This is a genomic window from Alterinioella nitratireducens, assembly GCF_013155465.1.
Taxonomy (GTDB): Bacteria; Pseudomonadota; Alphaproteobacteria; order Rhodobacterales; family Rhodobacteraceae; genus Alterinioella; species Alterinioella nitratireducens.
In genome coordinates this window covers 182,656-201,965 of the sequence record NZ_JABJVX010000008.1, presented here as the reverse complement: position 1 = coordinate 201,965, position 19,310 = coordinate 182,656, and the positions used below count along the sequence as shown (strand labels likewise).

General features: G+C 66.4%; 17 protein-coding genes. 13 read left to right on the top strand and 4 right to left on the bottom strand.

Annotated features, from left to right (window positions below; genetic code table 11):
- The first annotated feature begins 4 nt into the window (after window positions 1–4).
- Genes hisC through HNS34_RS14600 form a run of 3 tightly spaced genes read left to right on the top strand, consistent with a single transcriptional unit; the run spans window position 5 to window position 2,900 of the window.
- Window positions 5–1,087, top strand: coding sequence for a histidinol-phosphate transaminase (gene hisC, locus HNS34_RS14610; protein WP_172320827.1), 1,083 nt, complete (start codon window positions 5–7; stop codon window positions 1,085–1,087).
- Window positions 1,084–2,019 (top strand): prephenate/arogenate dehydrogenase family protein, encoded by a 936-nt coding sequence (locus HNS34_RS14605; RefSeq protein ID WP_172320826.1) that lies wholly within the window; start codon window positions 1,084–1,086, stop codon window positions 2,017–2,019. Before hisC ends, HNS34_RS14605 begins: the two co-directional genes overlap by 4 nt.
- Window positions 2,016–2,900, top strand: coding sequence for an extensin-like domain-containing protein (locus HNS34_RS14600; RefSeq protein WP_172320825.1), 885 nt, complete (start codon window positions 2,016–2,018; stop codon window positions 2,898–2,900). The genes HNS34_RS14605 and HNS34_RS14600 overlap by 4 nt, the downstream gene beginning before the upstream one ends.
- 10 nt (window positions 2,901–2,910) lie before the next feature.
- Here the strand turns inward: HNS34_RS14600 and HNS34_RS14595 are convergent, their stop codons facing one another.
- Entirely contained in the window at window positions 2,911–3,906 is a 996-nt protein-coding gene (locus HNS34_RS14595; RefSeq protein WP_172320824.1) for a DUF2125 domain-containing protein, read from the bottom strand.
- An 83-nt stretch (window positions 3,907–3,989) separates the two neighbouring features.
- Between HNS34_RS14595 and HNS34_RS14590 the strand changes: the two genes are divergently transcribed.
- The 3 genes from HNS34_RS14590 to HNS34_RS14580 all read left to right on the top strand — a co-directional run bounded on the left by HNS34_RS14590 (window position 3,990) and on the right by HNS34_RS14580 (window position 8,547).
- Window positions 3,990–4,523, top strand: a complete 534-nt coding sequence (locus HNS34_RS14590; RefSeq protein ID WP_172320823.1) for a gamma-glutamylcyclotransferase — start codon at window positions 3,990–3,992, stop codon at window positions 4,521–4,523.
- 130 nt (window positions 4,524–4,653) lie between these two features.
- Window positions 4,654–5,802: a biopolymer transporter ExbB gene (locus HNS34_RS14585; protein WP_235952741.1), complete on the top strand. Its 1,149-nt coding sequence runs from the start codon at window positions 4,654–4,656 to the stop codon at window positions 5,800–5,802.
- A gap of 3 nt (window positions 5,803–5,805) precedes the next feature.
- Window positions 5,806–8,547 carry a peptidoglycan -binding protein gene (locus HNS34_RS14580; protein WP_172320821.1) on the top strand — a complete coding sequence of 914 codons (2,742 nt, stop codon included), beginning with the start codon at window positions 5,806–5,808 and terminating at the stop codon, window positions 8,545–8,547.
- Here the strand turns inward: HNS34_RS14580 and HNS34_RS14575 are convergent.
- The 3 genes from HNS34_RS14575 to gloB all read right to left on the bottom strand — a co-directional run bounded on the left by HNS34_RS14575 (window position 8,544) and on the right by gloB (window position 12,802).
- A complete protein-coding gene (locus HNS34_RS14575; RefSeq protein ID WP_172320820.1) occupies window positions 8,544–9,509 on the bottom strand; it encodes a M23 family metallopeptidase in 966 nt (321 codons plus the stop codon). The genes HNS34_RS14580 and HNS34_RS14575 overlap by 4 nt on opposite strands.
- Window positions 9,506–11,836: an ATP-dependent Clp protease ATP-binding subunit ClpA gene (clpA, locus tag HNS34_RS14570; RefSeq protein ID WP_172320819.1), complete on the bottom strand. Its 2,331-nt coding sequence runs from the start codon at window positions 11,834–11,836 to the stop codon at window positions 9,506–9,508. The genes HNS34_RS14575 and clpA overlap by 4 nt, the downstream gene beginning before the upstream one ends.
- A 198-nt stretch (window positions 11,837–12,034) precedes the next feature.
- On the bottom strand, window positions 12,035–12,802 hold the full coding sequence (gene gloB, locus HNS34_RS14565) for a hydroxyacylglutathione hydrolase (protein ID WP_172320818.1): 768 nt from the start codon (window positions 12,800–12,802) through the stop codon (window positions 12,035–12,037).
- A gap of 64 nt (window positions 12,803–12,866) precedes the next feature.
- On the opposite strand from gloB, the gene HNS34_RS14560 reads away from it, so the two are divergent.
- The 7 genes from HNS34_RS14560 to HNS34_RS14530 all read left to right on the top strand — a co-directional run bounded on the left by HNS34_RS14560 (window position 12,867) and on the right by HNS34_RS14530 (window position 19,207).
- Window positions 12,867–13,616, top strand: coding sequence for a class I SAM-dependent methyltransferase (locus HNS34_RS14560; protein WP_172320817.1), 750 nt, complete (start codon window positions 12,867–12,869; stop codon window positions 13,614–13,616).
- 251 nt (window positions 13,617–13,867) lie between these two features.
- Window positions 13,868–14,434, top strand: coding sequence for a F0F1 ATP synthase subunit delta (locus tag HNS34_RS14555; protein ID WP_172320816.1), 567 nt, complete (start codon window positions 13,868–13,870; stop codon window positions 14,432–14,434).
- The gene (gene atpA / locus HNS34_RS14550; RefSeq protein ID WP_172320815.1) at window positions 14,435–15,973 is read left to right on the top strand and encodes a F0F1 ATP synthase subunit alpha; all 1,539 of its coding nucleotides are present in this window, start codon (window positions 14,435–14,437) and stop codon (window positions 15,971–15,973) included.
- Window positions 15,974–15,985: 12 nt separating this feature from the next.
- On the top strand, window positions 15,986–16,858 hold the full coding sequence (locus tag HNS34_RS14545) for a F0F1 ATP synthase subunit gamma (RefSeq protein ID WP_172320814.1): 873 nt from the start codon (window positions 15,986–15,988) through the stop codon (window positions 16,856–16,858).
- A gap of 19 nt (window positions 16,859–16,877) precedes the next feature.
- Entirely contained in the window at window positions 16,878–18,302 is a 1,425-nt protein-coding gene (gene atpD / locus HNS34_RS14540) for a F0F1 ATP synthase subunit beta (RefSeq protein ID WP_172320813.1), read from the top strand.
- Window positions 18,303–18,312: 10 nt separating this feature from the next.
- A complete protein-coding gene (locus tag HNS34_RS14535) occupies window positions 18,313–18,708 on the top strand; it encodes a F0F1 ATP synthase subunit epsilon (RefSeq protein ID WP_172320812.1) in 396 nt (131 codons plus the stop codon).
- 148 nt (window positions 18,709–18,856) lie between these two features.
- Entirely contained in the window at window positions 18,857–19,207 is a 351-nt protein-coding gene (locus HNS34_RS14530; RefSeq protein WP_172320811.1) for an H-type lectin domain-containing protein, read from the top strand.
- Window positions 19,208–19,310 lie beyond the last annotated feature (103 nt).

Below are 19,310 nucleotides of genomic sequence, written 5' to 3'. Positions count from 1 at the left end.
CCCGATGACAGTCATAACCCCGCAGCCCGGTATCATGGAGATTGCGCTCTACCAGGGCGGCGCGTCGAAGATCGCGGGCCGGTCCGATGTGCTCAAGCTCAGTTCCAACGAGAACCCCTTCGGTCCGAGCCCGCGCGCCGTCGAGGCGGTCGCGGCGGAAGCGGCGCGGATGCATCTTTATCCGGCGACGGATCACGGGGGGCTGCGGCAGGCGATTGCCGAGGGCTTGGGGTTGCAGGCCGAGCGGATCATCTGCGGCGTCGGCAGCGACGAGGTGATCACCTTTCTCTGCCAGGCCTATGCCGGACCGGGGGATGAGGTGCTCCATACCGAGCATGGGTTCCTGATGTATCGCATCTCGGCTTTGGCGGCGGGGGCCACGCCGGTCGTGGTCAAGGAAAAGGCCCGCGTGGTCGATGTCGATGCGATCCTGGCGGGCGTGACGGGCCGCACGCGGCTGGTCTTCGTGACCAATCCCGGCAACCCGACCGGCACGATGATCGGCGCGCAGGAGATGGCGCGGCTGGCCGAGGGGTTGCCCGCAAATTGCCTGCTGGTGATCGACGCGGCCTATATCGACTATGTCGAGGGCGACGATGGCGGCGCGGGCCTGGTCGAGGCGCGCGAAAACGTTGTGATGACGCGGACATTCTCCAAGATCTACGGGCTTGGGGGCCTTCGCGTCGGGTGGGGCTATGGCCCGCGCGCGGTGATCGACGTGCTGAACCGGGTGCGGGGGCCGTTCAACCTGTCGACGCTGGCGCTGGCGGGGGCCGAGGCGGCGATGCGTGATCCCGCCTATATGCAGATGTGCCGCGAGGTGAACCGGGTGCAGCGGGCGCGGCTGGCCGAGGGGCTGACGGCGATGGGATACCCCTCGGACCCGAGTCACGCCAATTTCATCACCGTCCATGTGGGCAGCGCCGAACGCGCGGCGGCGGCGGATGCGCATCTGAAGGCGCATGGCATCATCGTGCGGCTGGTCGCGGCCTATGGCCTGCCGGGGGCCATTCGGATTACGGTGGGTCGGGAAGAGGATGTGACCCGGCTGCTGGAGGTCATGGCCCGGTTCGGAGAGGCGACATGACGGTGATCTATGAGCGGGTGGCGCTGATCGGGCTTGGGCTGATTGCGGGCTCGATGGCGCTGGCGATGCGGCGGGGCGGGCTGGCCGGTGAGATCGTGGGGACCGCGCGCTCGGCCGAGACGCGAACGATCGCGCAGGAAATCGGGTTGTGCGACCGGATCGTGGAGACGGCGGCGGAGGCGGTGGAGGGGGCCGATCTCGTCGTGCTCTGCGTGCCGGTGGGCGCGATGGGGGCTGTGACGGCACAGATCGCGCCGCATCTGGCAAGGGGCGCGACGGTAACGGATGTGGGATCCGTCAAGAAGGACGTGATCGCCACGGTCGGGCCGCTCCTGCCGGATCATGTCGCCTTTGTTCCGGGCCACCCGCTGGCCGGCACCGAGCATTCCGGGCCGCGATCGGGCTTCGCGGAACTGTTCGAGAACCGTTACCTGATCCTGACCCCGCCCGAGGGGACCGACAAGGAGGCCACCCTGAAGCTGCGCGCGCTTTGGGAAGCGTTCGGCGCATTGGTCGAGGAGATGGACGCCGATCACCATGATCTGGTGCTGGCCGTGACCAGCCACGCGCCGCATCTCATCGCCTATACGATGGTGGGCGTGGCCGACGATCTGCGCCGCGTGACCGATAGCGAGGTGATCAGGTATTCCGCCGCCGGTTTCCGCGATTTCACCCGGATCGCCGCCAGCGACCCGACCATGTGGCGCGACGTGTTCCTGTCGAACAAGGAGGCGACCCTGGAGATCCTGGGCCGCTTCACCGAGGAGCTTTTCGCCCTGCAGCGCGCGATCCGGCAGGGCGATGGCGATCACCTTTTCGACTATTTCACCCGCACCCGCGCGATCCGGCGCGGCATCATCGAGGCGGGGCAGGACACGGACGCCCCCGATTTCGGGCGCGGGGCGCGGCGCAAGGGGGAAGCGGCGGAATGAAACGGGCGGGATTGACAATGCTGTTGGCCGGGCTGGCCCTGCCGGTTCTGGCCGAGGCACCGGGCCAATCGCTGCGTCCCCTGCCGCGTCCGGGGGCGGAGGCGGTGGTTGCGGCGCCTGCCTTGCCCGCGCCCGAGGTGCGGATCGTGCTGGCCAGTGAATTCGCACCGGGCCAGTCGCTGCGGCCCCTTCAACGCCCCGCAACGCGCGTGGCCGCGGCACCGGCGGCCTCGGCCGGGGCGGCTGTGCCATCCGCACCCGCCGAACCGGCGCAGGAGCAGGGCAATGGCCGGGGCGGCGGCGGGCTGCTGGCGTTCCTGCGGGGCAATAACCGGCGCGAGGATCCCGACACGCGCAATGGCCGTCTCTGCGGTGTGCGCGGCATCGAGGGCGAACGGCTGGAGCGCATACCCGGCCGCCTGAACGGATGCGGCATCGACGAGCCGGTGCGCATCAGCGCCATCAACGGAATCGCCCTGTCGCAGCGCCCGACACTGAGTTGCGACGCGGCGCTGGCATTGCAGGACTGGCTTGCGGGCGCGGTGGTGCCCGAGGTCGGGCGGCGCGGCGGGGGTGTTGCGTCGCTGCGTGTCATCGCCTCCTATTCGTGCCGCACCCGCAACAACGTCCCCGGCGCGCGGCTGTCGGAACATGCCACCGGCAGCGCCATCGACATTGCCGGTATCGGTCTGGCCGATGGCAGCGAACTCACCGTGCTGTCGGATTGGGGCAGCGGGGCCGAGGGGCGCATCCTGCGCAACCTGCACCGCGCGGCCTGCGGGCCCTTCGGCACGGTTCTGGGGCCCAATGCCGACCGCTACCATCAGGACCATTTCCACCTTGATGTGGCGTCCTATCGCAACGGGGCCTATTGCCGCTAACCGCCTGCCGTCAATAAAGGTAGAAATACGGCGACGGGCCAAGCGGGATCGGCCCCAGATAGGCCCGCCCATCCGCAAATCTGAGCGTCACGTCGATATCCTGCGCGCGGCCCGACAGGTTGGCGATGACCGAAAGGCCGGTTTCCAGCGTGCCCTGCATTGCGGGCGGCACCAGCCCCGCATTGACGCCAAGCGCGATGATCTGCCGCCAGTTTTCGGCCCTGACCGCGACATCGCCGGTGGGCACGCCCGCCCCGTCGATCTCCAGCGTGCCGGACATGCGCAGCGACAGAGCGCCCCAATCCGCGCGCAGCTCCTCCAGGTCGATGCGGGTGAATTGCGGCCGCGAAACCTCCAGCGCGGTGATGTCCCACGGGCGGTCGAAACCGACTTCGCCGGACGCATGGACCCGCTCTATGACCTCGGGCAGCTGGCCGCGCGGATCCAAACGGCGCAACACGCCGCCTGCCGGGGAAACGCCGGTGGCGTCGAACTGGATGTCATAGCGCGCCTCGCCCGCGTCGCGCATCTCGAAACGGGCGCTGTCGACGGCGCTGGTCCAGCCCAGGTCGCTGTCGATGCTGAGCGCGGCAAGATCGGCCTCGGCCTGGACCAGCGCGAAATCGGCGGTCGGGCGGACATGCAGCAACGCCTCCATCCGATCCGAGGTGATGGTGAGCTGTTCGAGGGGCGTGGCCAGCACCTGCGTCCGGGGCCAGATCGCGCGCAGGGATTGCGGCTGCCAGGCCGGCTGGACCAGGTGGAACTCCTCGGCCTGCCAGGCCCATTCGGTGAAGGGATCGGCGAGGTTGACGCCACGAAAGGCGGTTTCGAACGCAAGCGGAAAGCCGGTGGTCTCGATCTCGTCCTGCATCGCGACCCATCCGGCCTCCTGCCGCTGCTCGAACCAGCCGCGCGACAGGCGCTCGGTCGTGATCGCGCCCGCAAGCCAGACCCCGGACCACAAAAGCGCAGCCAGACCGACGATCCAGGCAACCAGTTTCATGCCGCGATTCCCCTGTTTCATCCGCCGCGCGTGACGTGCATATACGGGGGGCTGCGACAGGAAACCAGAGGAAGGCTGTGTGTATGGATCTGTGGGTGTTCGGCTATGGCTCGTTGATCTGGAACCCCGGCTTCGAGGTCGAGGAGCGCCGCATCGCGCGGCTGCCCGGCTGGCACCGCTCGTTCTGCATGTCGTCCATCCATCACCGTGGCACCGAGGAGGCGCCGGGCCTTGTGCTGGCGCTGGATGAGGCGCCGGGCGAACATTGCGACGGCGTGGCGTTCCGCGTGGCCGCCGCGCGGCGCGACGCCACCATCGCCTATCTGCGCGACCGCGAGCTGATCTCCTCGGCCTATCTGGAGCGCGAATTGCCGATCCTCTTCCGCGACGGGGCGCAGGCCATGGCGGTCACCTACGTGATCGACCGCGCGCATGTGCAATATGTTGCCGGCATGGCGCTGGAGGATCAGGCGCAGATCATCGCGCGGGCCACCGGCGGGCGCGGTCCGAATGACGAATACCTCTACAATACCGCCAGCCATCTGGCCGAGCTTGACCTGGCCGATGCCGATCTGGATTGGCTGGTGTCACGGGTTCGTGGGTTGAAACCGGCCTGATTCCATTGCAGTTGGCAGAGCCGACCAACCCCTGTAGGGTGGCACGAAACAACCGATTTGGGCAGAACCCCCGGTGACGAGCAGACCAGACGCGCCAAGATTCACGCAACCGATCCGCCAGATTGTCATCATGCTGATGATCTGCGGGCTGGTCGGGCTTGGCACCTTCTTCGTCTTCCCCTCGGTCGCGCCCGTCTTCCTGGCCAATACGTTTCTCAACGGCACCATCGCGGTGGTGTTCCTGGTCGGCGTCCTGGCCTGCTACTGGCAGGTGGCGCAGCTCTTTTCCTCGATCTCGTGGATCGAGGAAATCGCCTCGGGCAGCACCGAGCACCAGGACCGCCCGCCGCGCCTTCTGGCCCCGCTGGAAGGCATCTTGCGCGCGCGCGGCACAAGGCTGCAACTGACCTCGGCCTCGTCGCGTTCGATCCTCGATTCCGTCGGCGCGCGGATGGAGGAAAGCCGCGACATCACGCGCTATATCACCAACCTGCTGATTTTCCTCGGCCTTCTGGGCACGTTCTACGGGCTGGCCATCACCGTTCCGGCGGTGGTGGAGACCATCCGGTCCCTGCAACCCTCGGCGGAGGAAAGCGGGATGGAGGTGTTCGGGCGCCTCATGGGCGGGCTGGAGGAACAGCTTGGCGGCATGGGCACGGCCTTCGCCTCGTCGCTGCTTGGCCTCGCCGGATCGCTGGTCGTGGGCCTGTTGGAGCTCTTCGCGGGCCACGGGCAGAACCGATTTTACCGCGAGATGGAGGAGTGGCTGTCCACCATCACGCGGGTCAGCTTTTCCAGCGGCGAGGGCGATGGCGGCGGCGTGGATCGGGGCGCGATTTCCACCGTGCTGGATCACATGGTCGACCAGATCGACACGTTGCAGAGCCTCTTTGCCCGATCCGAAACGCGCCATGCCGAAACCGAACAGCGGATGAATGACATCACCGTGGTGCTGCATGACCTGGCCGAGCGGCTCGGCCCCGGACAGGTGGCGGCGACCGAACGCATGGCCGCGTCGCAGGAGCGGCTGGCCGAGGTGCTTCAGGCCACCAGCGGCGAGGCCGGGATCGACGCTGAAAGCCGGATGCGGCTGCGCTCCATCGACGTGCAACTGTTGAAGATCTTCGAGGAAATCGGGGCCTCGCGCACCGAAGAGGTGGGCGCGCTGCGCGACGATATCGGGGCGCTGACCGAGGCGCTGCGCGACCTCAACCGCTCCGCCTCGGGGCAACGCCGTCCGCGACGCCCGCGTGTTGAACCGGGCGAAGGCGAGGGCTGAGCCATGGCCTTTCACCGCCGCGCAGGCAATCGCTTCGCAGGCTCGATCTGGCCCGGTTTCGTCGATGCCATCACCGCCATGCTGATGGTGATGATCTTCGTGCTGACCATCTTCATGGTGGTGCAATTCGTCCTGTCCGAGACGATCAACGACCAGGACACCGAACTGAATGCGCTGAATGCGCGGCTGAACGCGCTGTCGCAGGCATTGGGGCTGGAGCAGGTGCGCAATTCGCAGCTGGAACGCCGCGCCGCGACCCTCGGGGCCAACCTGACAGCGGCAGAGGAGGAGATCGCCGCGCAATCCTTGCTGATTGCCAACCTGACGGCGCAGGCGCAGGCGCAGACCGCCCGCATCGCCGATTTCGAGGCGCAGGTCGCCACGCTCCTGGCCCAGAACACGGAGTTGACCGAGGATCGCGACGCCGCCCGCGCCGAGATCGAGGAGCGCATCAGCCAGGCCGAGGCGCTGGATCTCGCTCTCGCTGCGGCGCGCGCCGAGATCGACGAGGCGGCGGAGGCGGCGCGGCGCGCGGCTGCCGAACGCGAGGCACTGGAGGCGCTGATCGCCGATCTGCAAACCGAGGCCGAAAGCGAGGCCGCGACGCTGGCCGAGACCCTGGCGATGCTGGAGGATGAGCGCGGGACCACCGCCGATCTGGAGGCACAGGTCACGGCGCTGGAAAGCGACCTTGACGCCGAGGAGACCGCGCGCCTGGCCGAAGCCGCCGCCGCCGCGGCGCTGCGGGCACGCCTCAACGACACCGAGGCACAACTGACCGAGGAGGAAACCGCCCGCCTGGTCGAGGCCGCCGCCGCCGAGGCCCTGCGCGCCCGGCTGGAGGATGCCGACGCGGAACTGACCGCAATGTCGCTGGCGCTGGAGGAGCGCCGCCGCGAGGCCGAGGAGACATTGACCCTGCTGGCCGCCGCCGATCAGGCGCGCGAGAACCTGGCCGCGCGGCTGGCCGCCGCCGTCGCCGCCACCGCCGCCCGCGATCAGGCCATCGCGGACCTGGAAGCTGGCGCCGCGGCACGGGTTTCGGACCTGGAGGCGCAGCTTGCCCTGGCGCTGGCCGCCCGCGCCCGCGACGCCGAGGCGCTGGCCGAAACGCAAGAGGCGCTTGAGACCGCGACCGAGGTGGCCACGGCTCAGGCCGGTGACATCTCGGCGCTGGAGGCGGAGCTTGCGCTGGCGCTTGCCGCGCGCGCCCGTGCCGACCGCACGCTGGCGGAAACCCAAGCCGCGCTTGAGACCGCGACCGACGAGGTCGCCGAGCGGGAAGGCGACCTGTCGGACCTGGAGGAACAACTGGCCCGGGCCCTCGCCGCCCGCGCCCGCGATGCCGAAGCCCTGTCCGAAACGCAGGCCGCCTTGGAAACCGCGTCGTCGGAGGCGGCGGAACGGGCCGGGGATCTCTCCGTGCTGGAGGAGGAGCTTGCGCTGGCGCTGGCGCAACTGGCCACGCAATCGGCGACCAGCCGGACGCGCATCGCGGAGTTGGAGACCAGACTTGCGGACGCCGAGGCCGATGCCGCCGCCAATGCCGAAGAACTCGCGGCCCGCGAAACGGCGCTGAGCGCGCTGGAGGCGGAGCTTGCCGCAGCGCTTGCTGCCGCGACGCGGGACGACGCGCTGGTCTCGGACCTTCAGGAGCAGCTTGGAACGGCGCAGGCGCAGGCCAGTGCAGCGCTGGAGGGCCTCGCCGCAAGCCGGACATCGCTCAGCAATCTCGAAGCGGAACTGGCGCGGGCGCTGCTGGACCTCGACCGCTCGCAAGCCGAGGCCGCGGCGCGGATCGGCGAGCTGGAGCGGCAACTGGCGGCCTCGCAGGAGGCACGGGATGCGTCCAGCGCACAGGCCGCGGCAGCCCTGTCGGACCTCGAGGCGCAACTGGCCGCCGCGCTGACCGCCCAGATGCTGGCCGAGGCCGAGGTCACGGCATTGAGCGAGGCGGAACAGCGCGCGGCGCTTCTGGCGCAGGCCAACCTGGAACTGGAAGCCAATGCCGAGGCGGCCTCGGCGGAAAGTCAGCGCCAGATCGCGGCGCTGAATGAGCAGGTCGCAGCCCTGCGCACCCAGCTGGGGCAATTGCAGGCGCTGCTGGATGACGCGCGGGAACGCGACGCGGCGGCGGCGGTCCAGGTGGAGAACCTGGGCGCCGATCTGAACGCGGCGCTGGCGCAACTTGCCGCCGAAGCCTCGGCCCGCGCGGTGGCCGAAGCCGAAGCGGCGGCGCTGACCCAGGCCGAGGCCGACCGACTGGCCGCTGAGGCGCAGGAGCTGGAGCGCTACCGGTCCGAGTTCTTCGGGCGTTTGCGCGAATTGCTGGAGGGGCGCGAGGGGGTGCGGATCGAGGGCGACCGGTTCGTCTTCTCCTCCGAGGTTCTGTTCGAGTCCGGCTCGGCCGAGCTTGCCGCCGAAGGCCGGAGCCAGATCGCCAATGTCGCGGATCTTCTGCTGGATGTGGCCGATGAAATCCCCGACACGATTGACTGGATCATCCGGGTCGATGGCCATACCGACGATGTGCAGATCCGCCCCGGCGCAGAATATGCCAATAACTGGGAATTGAGCCAGGCGCGCGCCCTGTCGGTCGTGCTGTTCATGATCGAGGATCTGGGCATTGAGCCGCACCGCCTGGCCGCGACGGGGTTCGGCGAATACCGTCCGATCAACCCCGCCGACACGGATGAGGCGCGGGCGCAGAACCGGCGCATCGAGCTGAAGCTCACTGAACGCTAACGCGCGATCCGGGTCTCGGCGGTGATGCGGTCGATCTCGGTGCCGTCGCGGATCAGCCTGACTTCGCCCGAATAGCCGCCTTCGGTCCAGGCGTCGCCCCGCGCGCGCAGGCCGGTGGCGCGGAAGAGCTGCGCCTGGGTCCGCTCGAGGAGCACGGTCACGTCATGCAGGGTGTCACCATCCGGCAGCCGGATCAGCAGCCGCAGCTCATCGCCCGCGCGCGCGCCGAAAAGATAGGCCCAGATGACGAGGGCGGGGGCGTCGGGGGCGATCCGATCCAGCCCCGCCGTGCCCGCGCGGATGCTGTCGAATGCGGGGATGTCGGTGGCGAACCCGGCTGTCAGAAACCCGCCGGGCTGATAGGGCAGGGGCGCCTGCCAAAGGCTCTCGCCCGCCGCGCTGCAGCTGCCGTCGACGGAGAACGGATCGACATGCTCCCCATCCCGGCGCACGGATATATGCAGATGCGGAAACTCGGTATTGCCGGAATAGCCCATCAGCCCGAGTGGCGCACCCTCGGTCACGCGCTGCCCCTCGGTGACGCTGACCGAGCCGCGCCGCATGTGGCAATATTGCGTCTGCCAGCCCTGCCCATGATCGAGCAGCACACCATTGCCGCATTCCTGCCCCGCCACCATCCCGTCGCGCCCGTCATCGGCGGTGCTGTTGCGCAGGCCGATGACGATGCCCGGCGCGGCGGCGAAGACCGGAATATCGCGGGCGAGGTCGGAGAGGTCCATCACGCGGATATCGGTGCCGGTATGGCCGTCATAGCTGAGCGGTCCGCAGGTATGATCCCGCGCCCCCGGCCCCGGATCACGGTCCATGTATTGCTGGATGAAGCAGTCTTCGCCCAGGTCGCAATCAAGGGGAAAGCGCAGGGACGGTGCGTCGGCCCGTGCGGGCGTCATGAAAAAGGCGGCCCCCGAAAGGGCCGCCCATATCGCGATCTGCCGGATCATTCCGCCGTCAGAAGCGGCGGCTTCTTGGAGGACAGGCGGCGCGCGCCCGGTTCCTCGATCCGCAGGTCGATCTCGCCATCCTTGATGCCGACCTGGACATTGCCGCCCTTGGCGAGCTTGCCGAACAGAAGCTCCTCGGCCAGCGGCTTCTTGATATGCTCCTGGATGACGCGGCCAAGCGGGCGGGCGCCCATCTTGTCGTCATAGCCCTTCTCGGCCAGCCATTCGGCGGCGGGCTTGGTCAGTTCGATGGTGACGTTGCGATCCATCAACTGCGCCTCAAGCTGCAGCACGAATTTCTCGACCACCTGCAAGATCACCTCTTTCGGCAGCGCGCCGAAGGAGATCACCGCGTCCAGACGGTTGCGGAACTCGGGCGTGAAGGTGCGTTCGATGGCGGCGGTATCCTCGCCCTCGCGGCGGTCGCGGCCAAAGCCGACAGCCGATTTCGCCAGTTCGGTGGCACCCGCGTTCGAGGTCATGATCAAGACCACGTTGCGGAAATCGACCGAGCGTCCGTTATGGTCGGTCAGCGTGCCGTGATCCATCACCTGAAGCAGGATGTTGAACACGTCCGGATGCGCCTTCTCGATCTCGTCCAGCAGCAGCACGCAATGCGGATGCTGGTCGACGCCATCGGTCAACTGCCCGCCCTGGTCGAAGCCGACATAGCCCGGCGGCGCGCCAATCAGGCGCGAGACCGCGTGTTTCTCCATGTATTCCGACATGTCGAAACGCAGGAGTTCCACGCCGAGCGTATCTGCCAACTGCTTGGCGACCTCGGTCTTGCCGACACCGGTGGGACCGGCGAAGAGGTAGTTGCCGATCGGCTTTTCCGGTTCGCGCAGGCCCGCGCGGGCCAGCTTGATCGCGCTGGAGAGCGCCGTGATGGCCTTGTCCTGCCCGAAGACAACGCGTTTCAGCGAGACTTCCAGGTCTTTCAGCACAACCGCATCGTCCTTGGAGACGTTTTTCGGCGGGATGCGGGCGATCTTGGCGACGACGGCCTCGATCTCCTTGGTGCCGATGGTCTTGCGGCGCTTGCTTTCGGCAACCAGGTGCTGTGCGGCCCCGGCCTCGTCGATCACGTCGATGGCCTTGTCGGGCAGCTTGCGGTCGTTGATGTAGCGCGCGCTGAGTTCCACCGCCGACTTGATCGCGTCGGCGGTGTATTTGACGTCGTGATGCTCCTCGAAATAGGGCTTGAGGCCCTTGAGGATCTTGACGCTGTCATCGACCGTCGGCTCGTTCACGTCGATCTTCTGGAACCGACGGGAAAGCGCGCGGTCCTTCTCGAAATGCTGGCGGAATTCCTTGTAGGTGGTCGAGCCCATGCAGCGCAGCTTGCCGCCCTGCAGCGCGGGTTTCAGCAGGTTGGAGGCATCCATCGCGCCGCCGGAGGTCGCGCCCGCGCCGATCACGGTGTGAATCTCGTCGATGAAGAGGACCGCGTCGGGGTGATCCTCAAGCTCACTGACCACGGCCTTGAGCCGTTCCTCGAAATCGCCGCGATAGCGGGTGCCGGCCAGAAGCGCGCCCATGTCGAGCGAGAAGATGGTCGCCCCTCGCAGAACCTCGGGCGTCTGGCCCTCGACGATCTTCTTGGCGAGCCCTTCGGCGATGGCGGTCTTGCCGACACCGGGGTCGCCCACCAGAAGCGGGTTGTTCTTTCGGCGGCGGCAGAGCACCTGGATGCAGCGCTCAACCTCATGGTGACGCCCGATCAGCGGATCGACATCGCCCTTCATCGCCTTGGTGTTCAGATCGACGCAGTATTTTCCCAGCGCGCTTTCCTTGGCCTCGGCCTCGGGCGTGGCTTCCCCGCGCACCGCGTCATCGTCCATCTCGGGCGCGCCGGTCACGGGCCGGGATTCCCCGAAACTGGGATCCTTGGCGACGCCATGGGCGATGAAATTCACCGCGTCATAGCGGGTCATGTCCTGTTCCTGCAGGAAGAAGGCCGCGTTGGATTCGCGTTCGGCGAAGATCGCGACCAGCACGTTGGCGCCCGTCACCTCGGTCCGGCCCGAGCTTTGCACATGGATCGCGGCGCGCTGGATCACGCGCTGGAAGGCGGCGGTCGGCACCGCCTCGGAGCCTTCGATATCGGTTTCCAGCGTCGACAGGTCGTCGTCGATGAAGGTCACAAGCGTGGTGCGCAAAAGCTCCACATCGACGCCGCAGGCCTGGATGACCTTCAGGGCGTCGGGTTCCTCAAGCAAAGCAAGCAGGAGGTGTTCCAGGGTGGCCAATTCATGGCGGCGCGCGTTGGCCTGGGCCAGGGCCGCGTGGATGGCTTGCTCAAGAGTGTTCGAAAACGACGGCACTGCCAGTGCTCCTTTCATTGAGCCGGATCGGCTGAGAGGGGCGCTCGGGGCCCGGTCCGACTGTGGCCTGATACTGTTAAGGTTCGGTTTTCTTCGCCGCAGTTCAAGCCATTTCTTATCAATTCTTCATTATCGCCGCGTCATGCCTTCCAGGGTGAAGGAAATTTGCAGCAGGTGCGAGGTTTTGCGGCAACGGCGTCAGAAATTGTCTTTCCGCGCCCTAATTTCGGCAAAAACCTCGGGTTCAGAAGCGGCCTGCATCCCGAGCCGCGACTTGATCTCGGAAACGTGGCTGCGCAGGAACGGATTGGTGTCCAGTTCGTCGCGCAGGCTGGAGGGAACGGTGGGCTGCCCCGCCTCGCGCGCGGCAGCAATTGCTTCGTAACGAGAGATAAGCGCCCCGTTCTCCGGTTCAATAGTCAGCGCGAATTTCGCGTTGGCGGCGGTGTATTCATGGCCGGAATAGACCTGTGTTTCCGGGGGCAGGGCGGCAAGGTGGCCAAGGCTCTTGTACATCTGCTTCGGCGTCCCCTCAAAGAGCCGCCCGCAGCCAAGCGCCATCAGGCTGTCGGCGGTGAAGACGGCCCTGGAGGCGGGGAAATGAAACGCGACATGGCCGATCGTGTGGCCCGGGACATCCAGCACTTCGCCGGTCTCGGACCCGATCGTGACTTCGCCGCCGGGCTCGACCGCATGGGTGAGGGGCGGCAGACGCCCGGCATCCGCCGCATTGCCCCAGGTCGCGGCCCCCGTTGCCTGCCCCAGCTCGGCCACGCCATCGACATGGTCCCAGTGGTGATGCGTGATCAGGATGTCGGTAAGCTGCCAGCCGCGCCGGTCCAGCTCCGCCCTGATCGGGCCTGCCTCGGGCACATCGACAACGGCGGTGGCACCGGTGTCAGGGTCATGGGCCAGGTAGGCGTAATTGTCCGACAGGCAGGGCACGGTCACGATCTCAAGGGGCATGGATTAATCCTCCGGCTGTGCTTAGCTTGGGTGCAAAGGGTCGCCCAAAGCTGGAAGGGTTGCAATGCATCTCGACGTTCTGGACCTGCGCCAGTTCTATTACCGGACCCGGCTTGGCCGTGCCGCGCAGAAATCGGTGCGCGATCAGGTGGTCTCGTTCTGGCCCGACGCGCGGGGCGAGGCGGTGGTGGGCTTCGGTTTTGCTGCGCCGCTGATGCGGCCCTACTTGGACAATGCGGCGCGGGTCCTGGCGCTGATGCCGGGGGCGCAAGGCGTGATGCCCTGGCCGCCGGGGGGCGACAATGTCTCGGTCCTGTGCCGCGAAACCAAGTGGCCCCTGCCTGCGGGCATGGCGGACAAGCTCATCTGCCTGCACGGGCTGGAGACCTCGCAGCATCCCGACGCGGTGCTGGAGGAATGCTACCGGGTGCTTGCGCCGGGTGGTCGCGCGCTCTTCATCGTGCCCAACCGCAGCGGGCTCTGGGCGCGGCGCGACGCGACGCCCTTCGGCTTCGGGCGGCCCTATTCCCTGGGCCAGCTGGAAGCGCAGCTGCGCAGCCATGGGTTCGAGCCGCAGCGCAACCGCGCGGCCCTCTTCGCGCCGCCCCGCGAAGGCCGGTTCTGGCTGCGCAGCGCCGAGATGATCGAACGCATGGGCCGCAAGATGTCGGACAGCACGGCGGGCGGTGTGATCATGCTGGAGGCGAGCAAGCGCAGCTATGCGCCGACCCGCCCCGGACTGGCCGAACGGGTGCGAAGGCCCCTGCGCATCCTCGACGGGGCGCCGCAGCCCGCCCGCCGCGACAGCCGGTGACTCGGGCAGTTATCCACAGGAAATCGGCGGTCTCGCGCAAGCTTCAAACGGTCGCACTCTGGCGCACGCGCCCCGATCCCTATAAAAACAGGGCGGAAACGCGCGACCATCCGGATGCCCCTTTATGTTGCAGGTCCAAGGCACCTCTGCTACATCCTGCGCGATTTCCATGGGCGGGGGGACAGTTCCGCTCTGATCCAACGAACCGCCGGGCATGTCATGGACGTGATCCCGGCCACTAGAACGGAAGGGTGGACGTGTCCGAACCAGCTTCGATCTCCTCCGGCATTGCCAAGCGCTATGCCACCGCCGTGTTTGAACTTGCGCAGGAGGAAAACGCCCTGCCCGCGCTGGAAGGCGACCTGGACACGCTGGAGGCCGCGATGGCCGAGAGCGGCGACCTGCGCGACCTGCTGAATTCCCCGATCTACAGCCGCGACCAGATGCAGGCCGGTATCGGTGCCGTCGCCAAGGCGATGGGCCTGGGCGACATCCTGGCCAACACGCTGAAACTGATGGCCTCCAAGCGCCGCCTCTTCGTGGTGCCCGCGCTGGCCCGTACGCTGCGCGGCCTGATTGCCGATCACAAGGGCGAGGTTGTCGCCGACGTGGTCTCGGCCAAGGCATTGACCAAGACCCAATCCGAGAAGCTGACGAAGTCGCTGGCCTCCGCGATTGGCAAGGACGTGAAACTGAATGCGACCGTGGATGAGGCGATCATCGGCGGTCTTGTTGTCAAAGTGGGCTCGAAGATGATCGACACCTCGATCCGCTCCAAGCTCAACTCTCTCCAGAACACCATGAAAGAGGTCGGATAAATGAGTATCCAAGCAGCCGAGATCTCTGCGATCCTGAAAGAGCAGATCAAAAGCTTCGGTCAGGACGCGGAAGTTGCAGAAGTTGGCCGAGTGCTGAGCGTTGGCGACGGTATTGCCCGCGTCTATGGCCTCGACAACTGCCAGGCCGGCGAGATGGTCGAGTTTCCGGGCGGCATCATGGGCATGGCCCTGAACCTGGAAAGCGACAACGTTGGTGTCGTGATCTTCGGCTCGGACCGGGACATCAAGGAAGGCGACACCGTCAAGCGCACCAACTCCATCGTGTCGGTGCCGGCGGGCGACGAGCTTCTGGGCCGGGTCGTGGACGGCCTCGGCAACCCGATCGACGGCAAGGGTCCGATCAACGCCTCGGAAACCCGCGTCGCAGACGTGAAGGCCCCCGGCATCATCCCGCGTAAATCGGTGCATGAGCCGATGGCGACCGGCCTCAAGGCCATCGACGCGATGATCCCGATCGGCCGTGGCCAGCGCGAGTTGATCATTGGCGACCGCCAGACCGGCAAGACCGCCGTGGCGCTGGACACGATCCTGAACCAGAAAAGCTATAACGAAGCCGCGGGCGACGACGAGAGCAAGAAGCTCTACTGCGTCTATGTCGCCATCGGGCAGAAGCGCTCGACCGTGGCGCAGCTGGTCAAGAAGCTGGAGGAAAGCGGCGCGATGGAATATTCCATCGTCGTGGCCGCCACCGCATCCGACCCCGCGCCGATGCAGTTCCTGGCGCCTTATGCGGCAACCTCGATGGCCGAGTTCTTCCGCGACAATGGCCGCCACGCGCTGATCATCTACGATGACCTTTCGAAACAGGCCGTGTCCTATCGCCAGATGTCGCTGCTGCTGCGCCGTCCGCCGGGCCGCGAAGCCTATCCGGGCGACGTGTTCTACCTGCACTCGCGCCTGCTGGAACGCTCGGCCAAGCTGAACGAGGATCATGGTGCCGGGTCGCTGACCGCGCTGCCGATCATCGAAACCCAGGGCGGCGACGTGTCGGCCTTTATCCCGACCAACGTGATCTCGATCACCGACGGCCAGATCTTCCTGGAAACCGACCTGTTCTTCCAGGGCATCCGCCCCGCCGTGAACACCGGTCTGTCGGTCTCGCGCGTCGGCTCCTCGGCGCAGACCAAGGCGATGTCCTCGGTCGCCGGTCCGGTCAAGCTGAGCCTTGCCCAGTATCGTGAAATGGCGGCCTTCGCGCAGTTCGGCTCGGACCTCGACGCCGCAACGCAGCGCCTGCTGTCGCGCGGTGCGCGTCTGACCGAGCTGATGAAGCAGCCGCAATACTCGCCGCTCAACAACGCCGAGATCGTCTGCGTCATCTTCGCGGGTACCAACGGCTATCTCGACAAGGTCGACGTCAAGGAGGTGGGCCGCTTCGAGGCCGGGCTGCTGTCGCATCTGCGCGGCAAGCACCAGGACCTGCTGGACGACATCACCAACAATGACCGCAAGGTCAAAGGTGAGCTTGAGGACAAGATCAAGGCCGCGCTCGACGAATACGCCTCTGACTTCGCATAAGGGGGCCAGGCAATGCCAAACCTCAAGGATCTGAAAAACAGGATCTCGTCGGTCAAATCGACCCGCAAGATCACCAAGGCGATGCAAATGGTCGCTGCCGCGAAACTGCGCCGGGCGCAGGAAGCGGCTGAGGCCAGCCGTCCCTATGCCGAACGGATGCTGGCCGTCATGGGCGGGCTTGCCGCGTCGGTCGGCGGCTCGGATTCCGCGCCGCGCCTGCTGACGGGGACGGGGGCCGAGGACACGCACCTTCTGGTGGTGATGACCTCGGAACGCGGCCTCTGCGGCGGTTTCAACTCGACCATCGTGCGCAAGGTGCGGGGCCAGATCGCGGAATTGCAGGGCGCGGGCAAGACCGTGAAACTGCTGACCGTGGGCAAGAAGGGGCGCGAACAGCTGCGCCGCGACTATGGCGACCTGATGGTGGCCCATGTCGACCTGTCCGAGGTCAAGCGCATCGGCTATGCCAATGCCGCCGAGATCGCGGGCGATATCCTCAAGCGTTTCGATGCCGGGGAATTCGACGTTGCCACGATCTTCTTCAACCGGTTCGAATCCGTGATCACGCAGATCCCGACCGCGACGCAGATCATCCCCGCCGTGTTCGAGGATGATGCCGACGGGACCAGCACGCTTTACGATTACGAACCCTCGGAAGAGGCGATCCTGGAAGACCTGCTGCCGCGCGGTGTGGCCACCCAGATCTTCGCGGCGCTTCTGGAAAACGGCGCGTCCGAACAGGGCGCGCGGATGTCGGCGATGGACAATGCCACGCGCAACGCGGGCGAGATGATCGAGGATCTGACGATCCAGTTCAACCGCACCCGTCAGGCCGTCATCACCAACGAGCTGATCGAAATTATCTCGGGCGCTGAAGCGCTCTAAGAACCGGAGACGAAACGACATGGCAAACGCAGTCGGCAAAATCACGCAGGTCATCGGCGCCGTCGTTGACGTGCATTTCGAGGATCACCTGCCGGAGATCCTGAACGCCCTGATCACCCAGAATGACGGCAAAGACCTGGTCCTTGAGGTCGCGCAGCATCTGGGCGAGAACACCGTGCGCACCATCGCGATGGACTCGACCGAAGGTCTGGTGCGCGGCGCGGAGGTCATCGACCAGGACGCGCCCATTTCGGTGCCCGTCGGCAACGCAACGCTTGGCCGCATCCTCAACGTCGTCGGCGCGCCGGTCGACGAAAAGGGCCCGGTCGATGCCACCGAGAGCCGCCCGATCCACGGCGATGCGCCCTCCTTCGAGGAACAGTCGACCGAGACCGAGATCCTGACCACCGGCATCAAGGTCATCGACCTGCTGGCCCCCTACACCAAGGGCGGCAAGATCGGCCTCTTCGGCGGTGCCGGCGTTGGCAAGACGGTTCTGATCATGGAATTGATCAACAACATCGCCAAGGTGCACTCGGGCGTGTCCGTGTTCGCCGGTGTGGGGGAACGGACCCGTGAGGGCAACGACCTCTATCACGAGATGATCGAATCCGGCGTGATCGTTCCCGACAACCTCTCCGAATCCAAGATCGCGCTGGTCTACGGCCAGATGAACGAGCCGCCGGGGGCGCGTATGCGCGTGGCCCTGTCCGGCCTGACCCTGGCCGAGCAGTTCCGCGACGATACCGGCTCGGACGTGCTGTTCTTCGTCGATAACATCTTCCGCTTCACCCAGGCCGGGTCCGAGGTGTCGGCGCTTCTGGGCCGTATCCCCTCCGCCGTGGGCTACCAGCCGACGCTGGCCACCGACATGGGCGCGATGCAGGAACGCATCTCCTCGACCCGCTCGGGCTCGATCACGTCGGTGCAGGCCGTCTACGTGCCTGCGGACGACCTCACCGACCCGGCCCCGGCCACGTCCTTCGCCCACCTCGACGCCACGACCGTTCTGGATCGTGCGATCTCGGAAAAGGGCATCTACCCGGCGGTGGACCCGCTCGGCTCGACCTCGCGCCTGCTCGATCCGCTGATCATCGGCGAGGAGCATTACAAGGTCGCGACCGATGTGCAGCAGGTGCTTCAGCGCTACAAGAGCTTGCAGGACATCATCGCCATTCTGGGCATGGACGAGCTCAGCGAAGACGACAAGCTGGCCGTGTCGCGTGCCCGCAAGATCGAACGCTTCCTGAGCCAGCCCTTCGACGTCGCCAAGGTCTTTACCGGGTCGGACGGCGTGCAGGTGCCGCTGGAGGAAACCATTGCCTCGTTCAAGGCCGTGGTTGCCGGCGAGTATGACCACTTCCCCGAAGCGGCCTTCTACATGGTCGGCGGCATCGACGAAGTGATCGCGAAAGCCGAGCGCCTGGCCGCAGAAGCCGCCTAAGGAGTATCCGATGGCCGATACCATCCAGTTCGACCTCGTGTCCCCGGAACGCCGCCTGGCCTCGTTTGAGGCCAGTGCCGTGCAGCTTCCGGGCACCGATGGCGACATGACCGCGATGCCGGGCCACAGCCCCGTCATCTCGACCCTGCGCCCCGGCATCGTCCGGGTCCAGGCCTCGGGCGGCGACAAGAGCTATGTCGTCACCGCCGGTTTCGTCGAGATCACCGAGGACAGCGTCTCGGTCATCGCCGAGCGCGCCCATGCGGGCGATGAAGTGACCAAGGACGACCTGACCCCGGTTCTGGAGGAGGCGCGAGAGGCCGCCAGCAAGGCCGAGGCCGAGCACAAGGACGGAGCGGAGAAATTCGTCGCCGACCTGGTCCAGCTTATGGAAGACATGGAGTAAGCCCGGCTTGCCGGTCCTGCCCAAACCCCCAAGACGCCCCGCTGGCTTGCCCGGCGGGGCGTTTTTCTGTCTGGTCCGTGGCGGGAACTTTCCCTATTGCCGCCGCATTCCTTTGACAGGTTACGGGCCGAGCAGAAGCGAAGTGTGAATGAAACGTCTGAGAAACAACCTGATCGGCATCGCGCAGGGCAGCGAAGTGATGTTCGAGGATTTTGACACCGGCGGCGACATGTGGACCGGCACCGGCCCGCGCGAGGCGTGGCATCCGGTGCGGTTTTCCGACAAGTATCGCGCGCCGCCCATGGTGCATGTCTCGCTCTCGATGTGGGACATGGATATCAGCACCAATCACCGGGTGGACCTGCGCGCGCAAAACGTGCGCCGCGACGGGTTCGAGCTTGTGTTCCGCACCTGGGAAGACAGCAAGATAGCCCGCGTCCGCGCCGACTGGATGGCGATTGGCGAATTGCTGCACGAGGATGACTGGGATCTTTATTGAGGCGGGGTATGTCCAGCCACTCCCATTCCGCGCTGCCGCCTGAGTAATTCGGACAAGGCGCAATGGACCCTATAGGCGCATCGGGACGTTCACCCATAAGCTA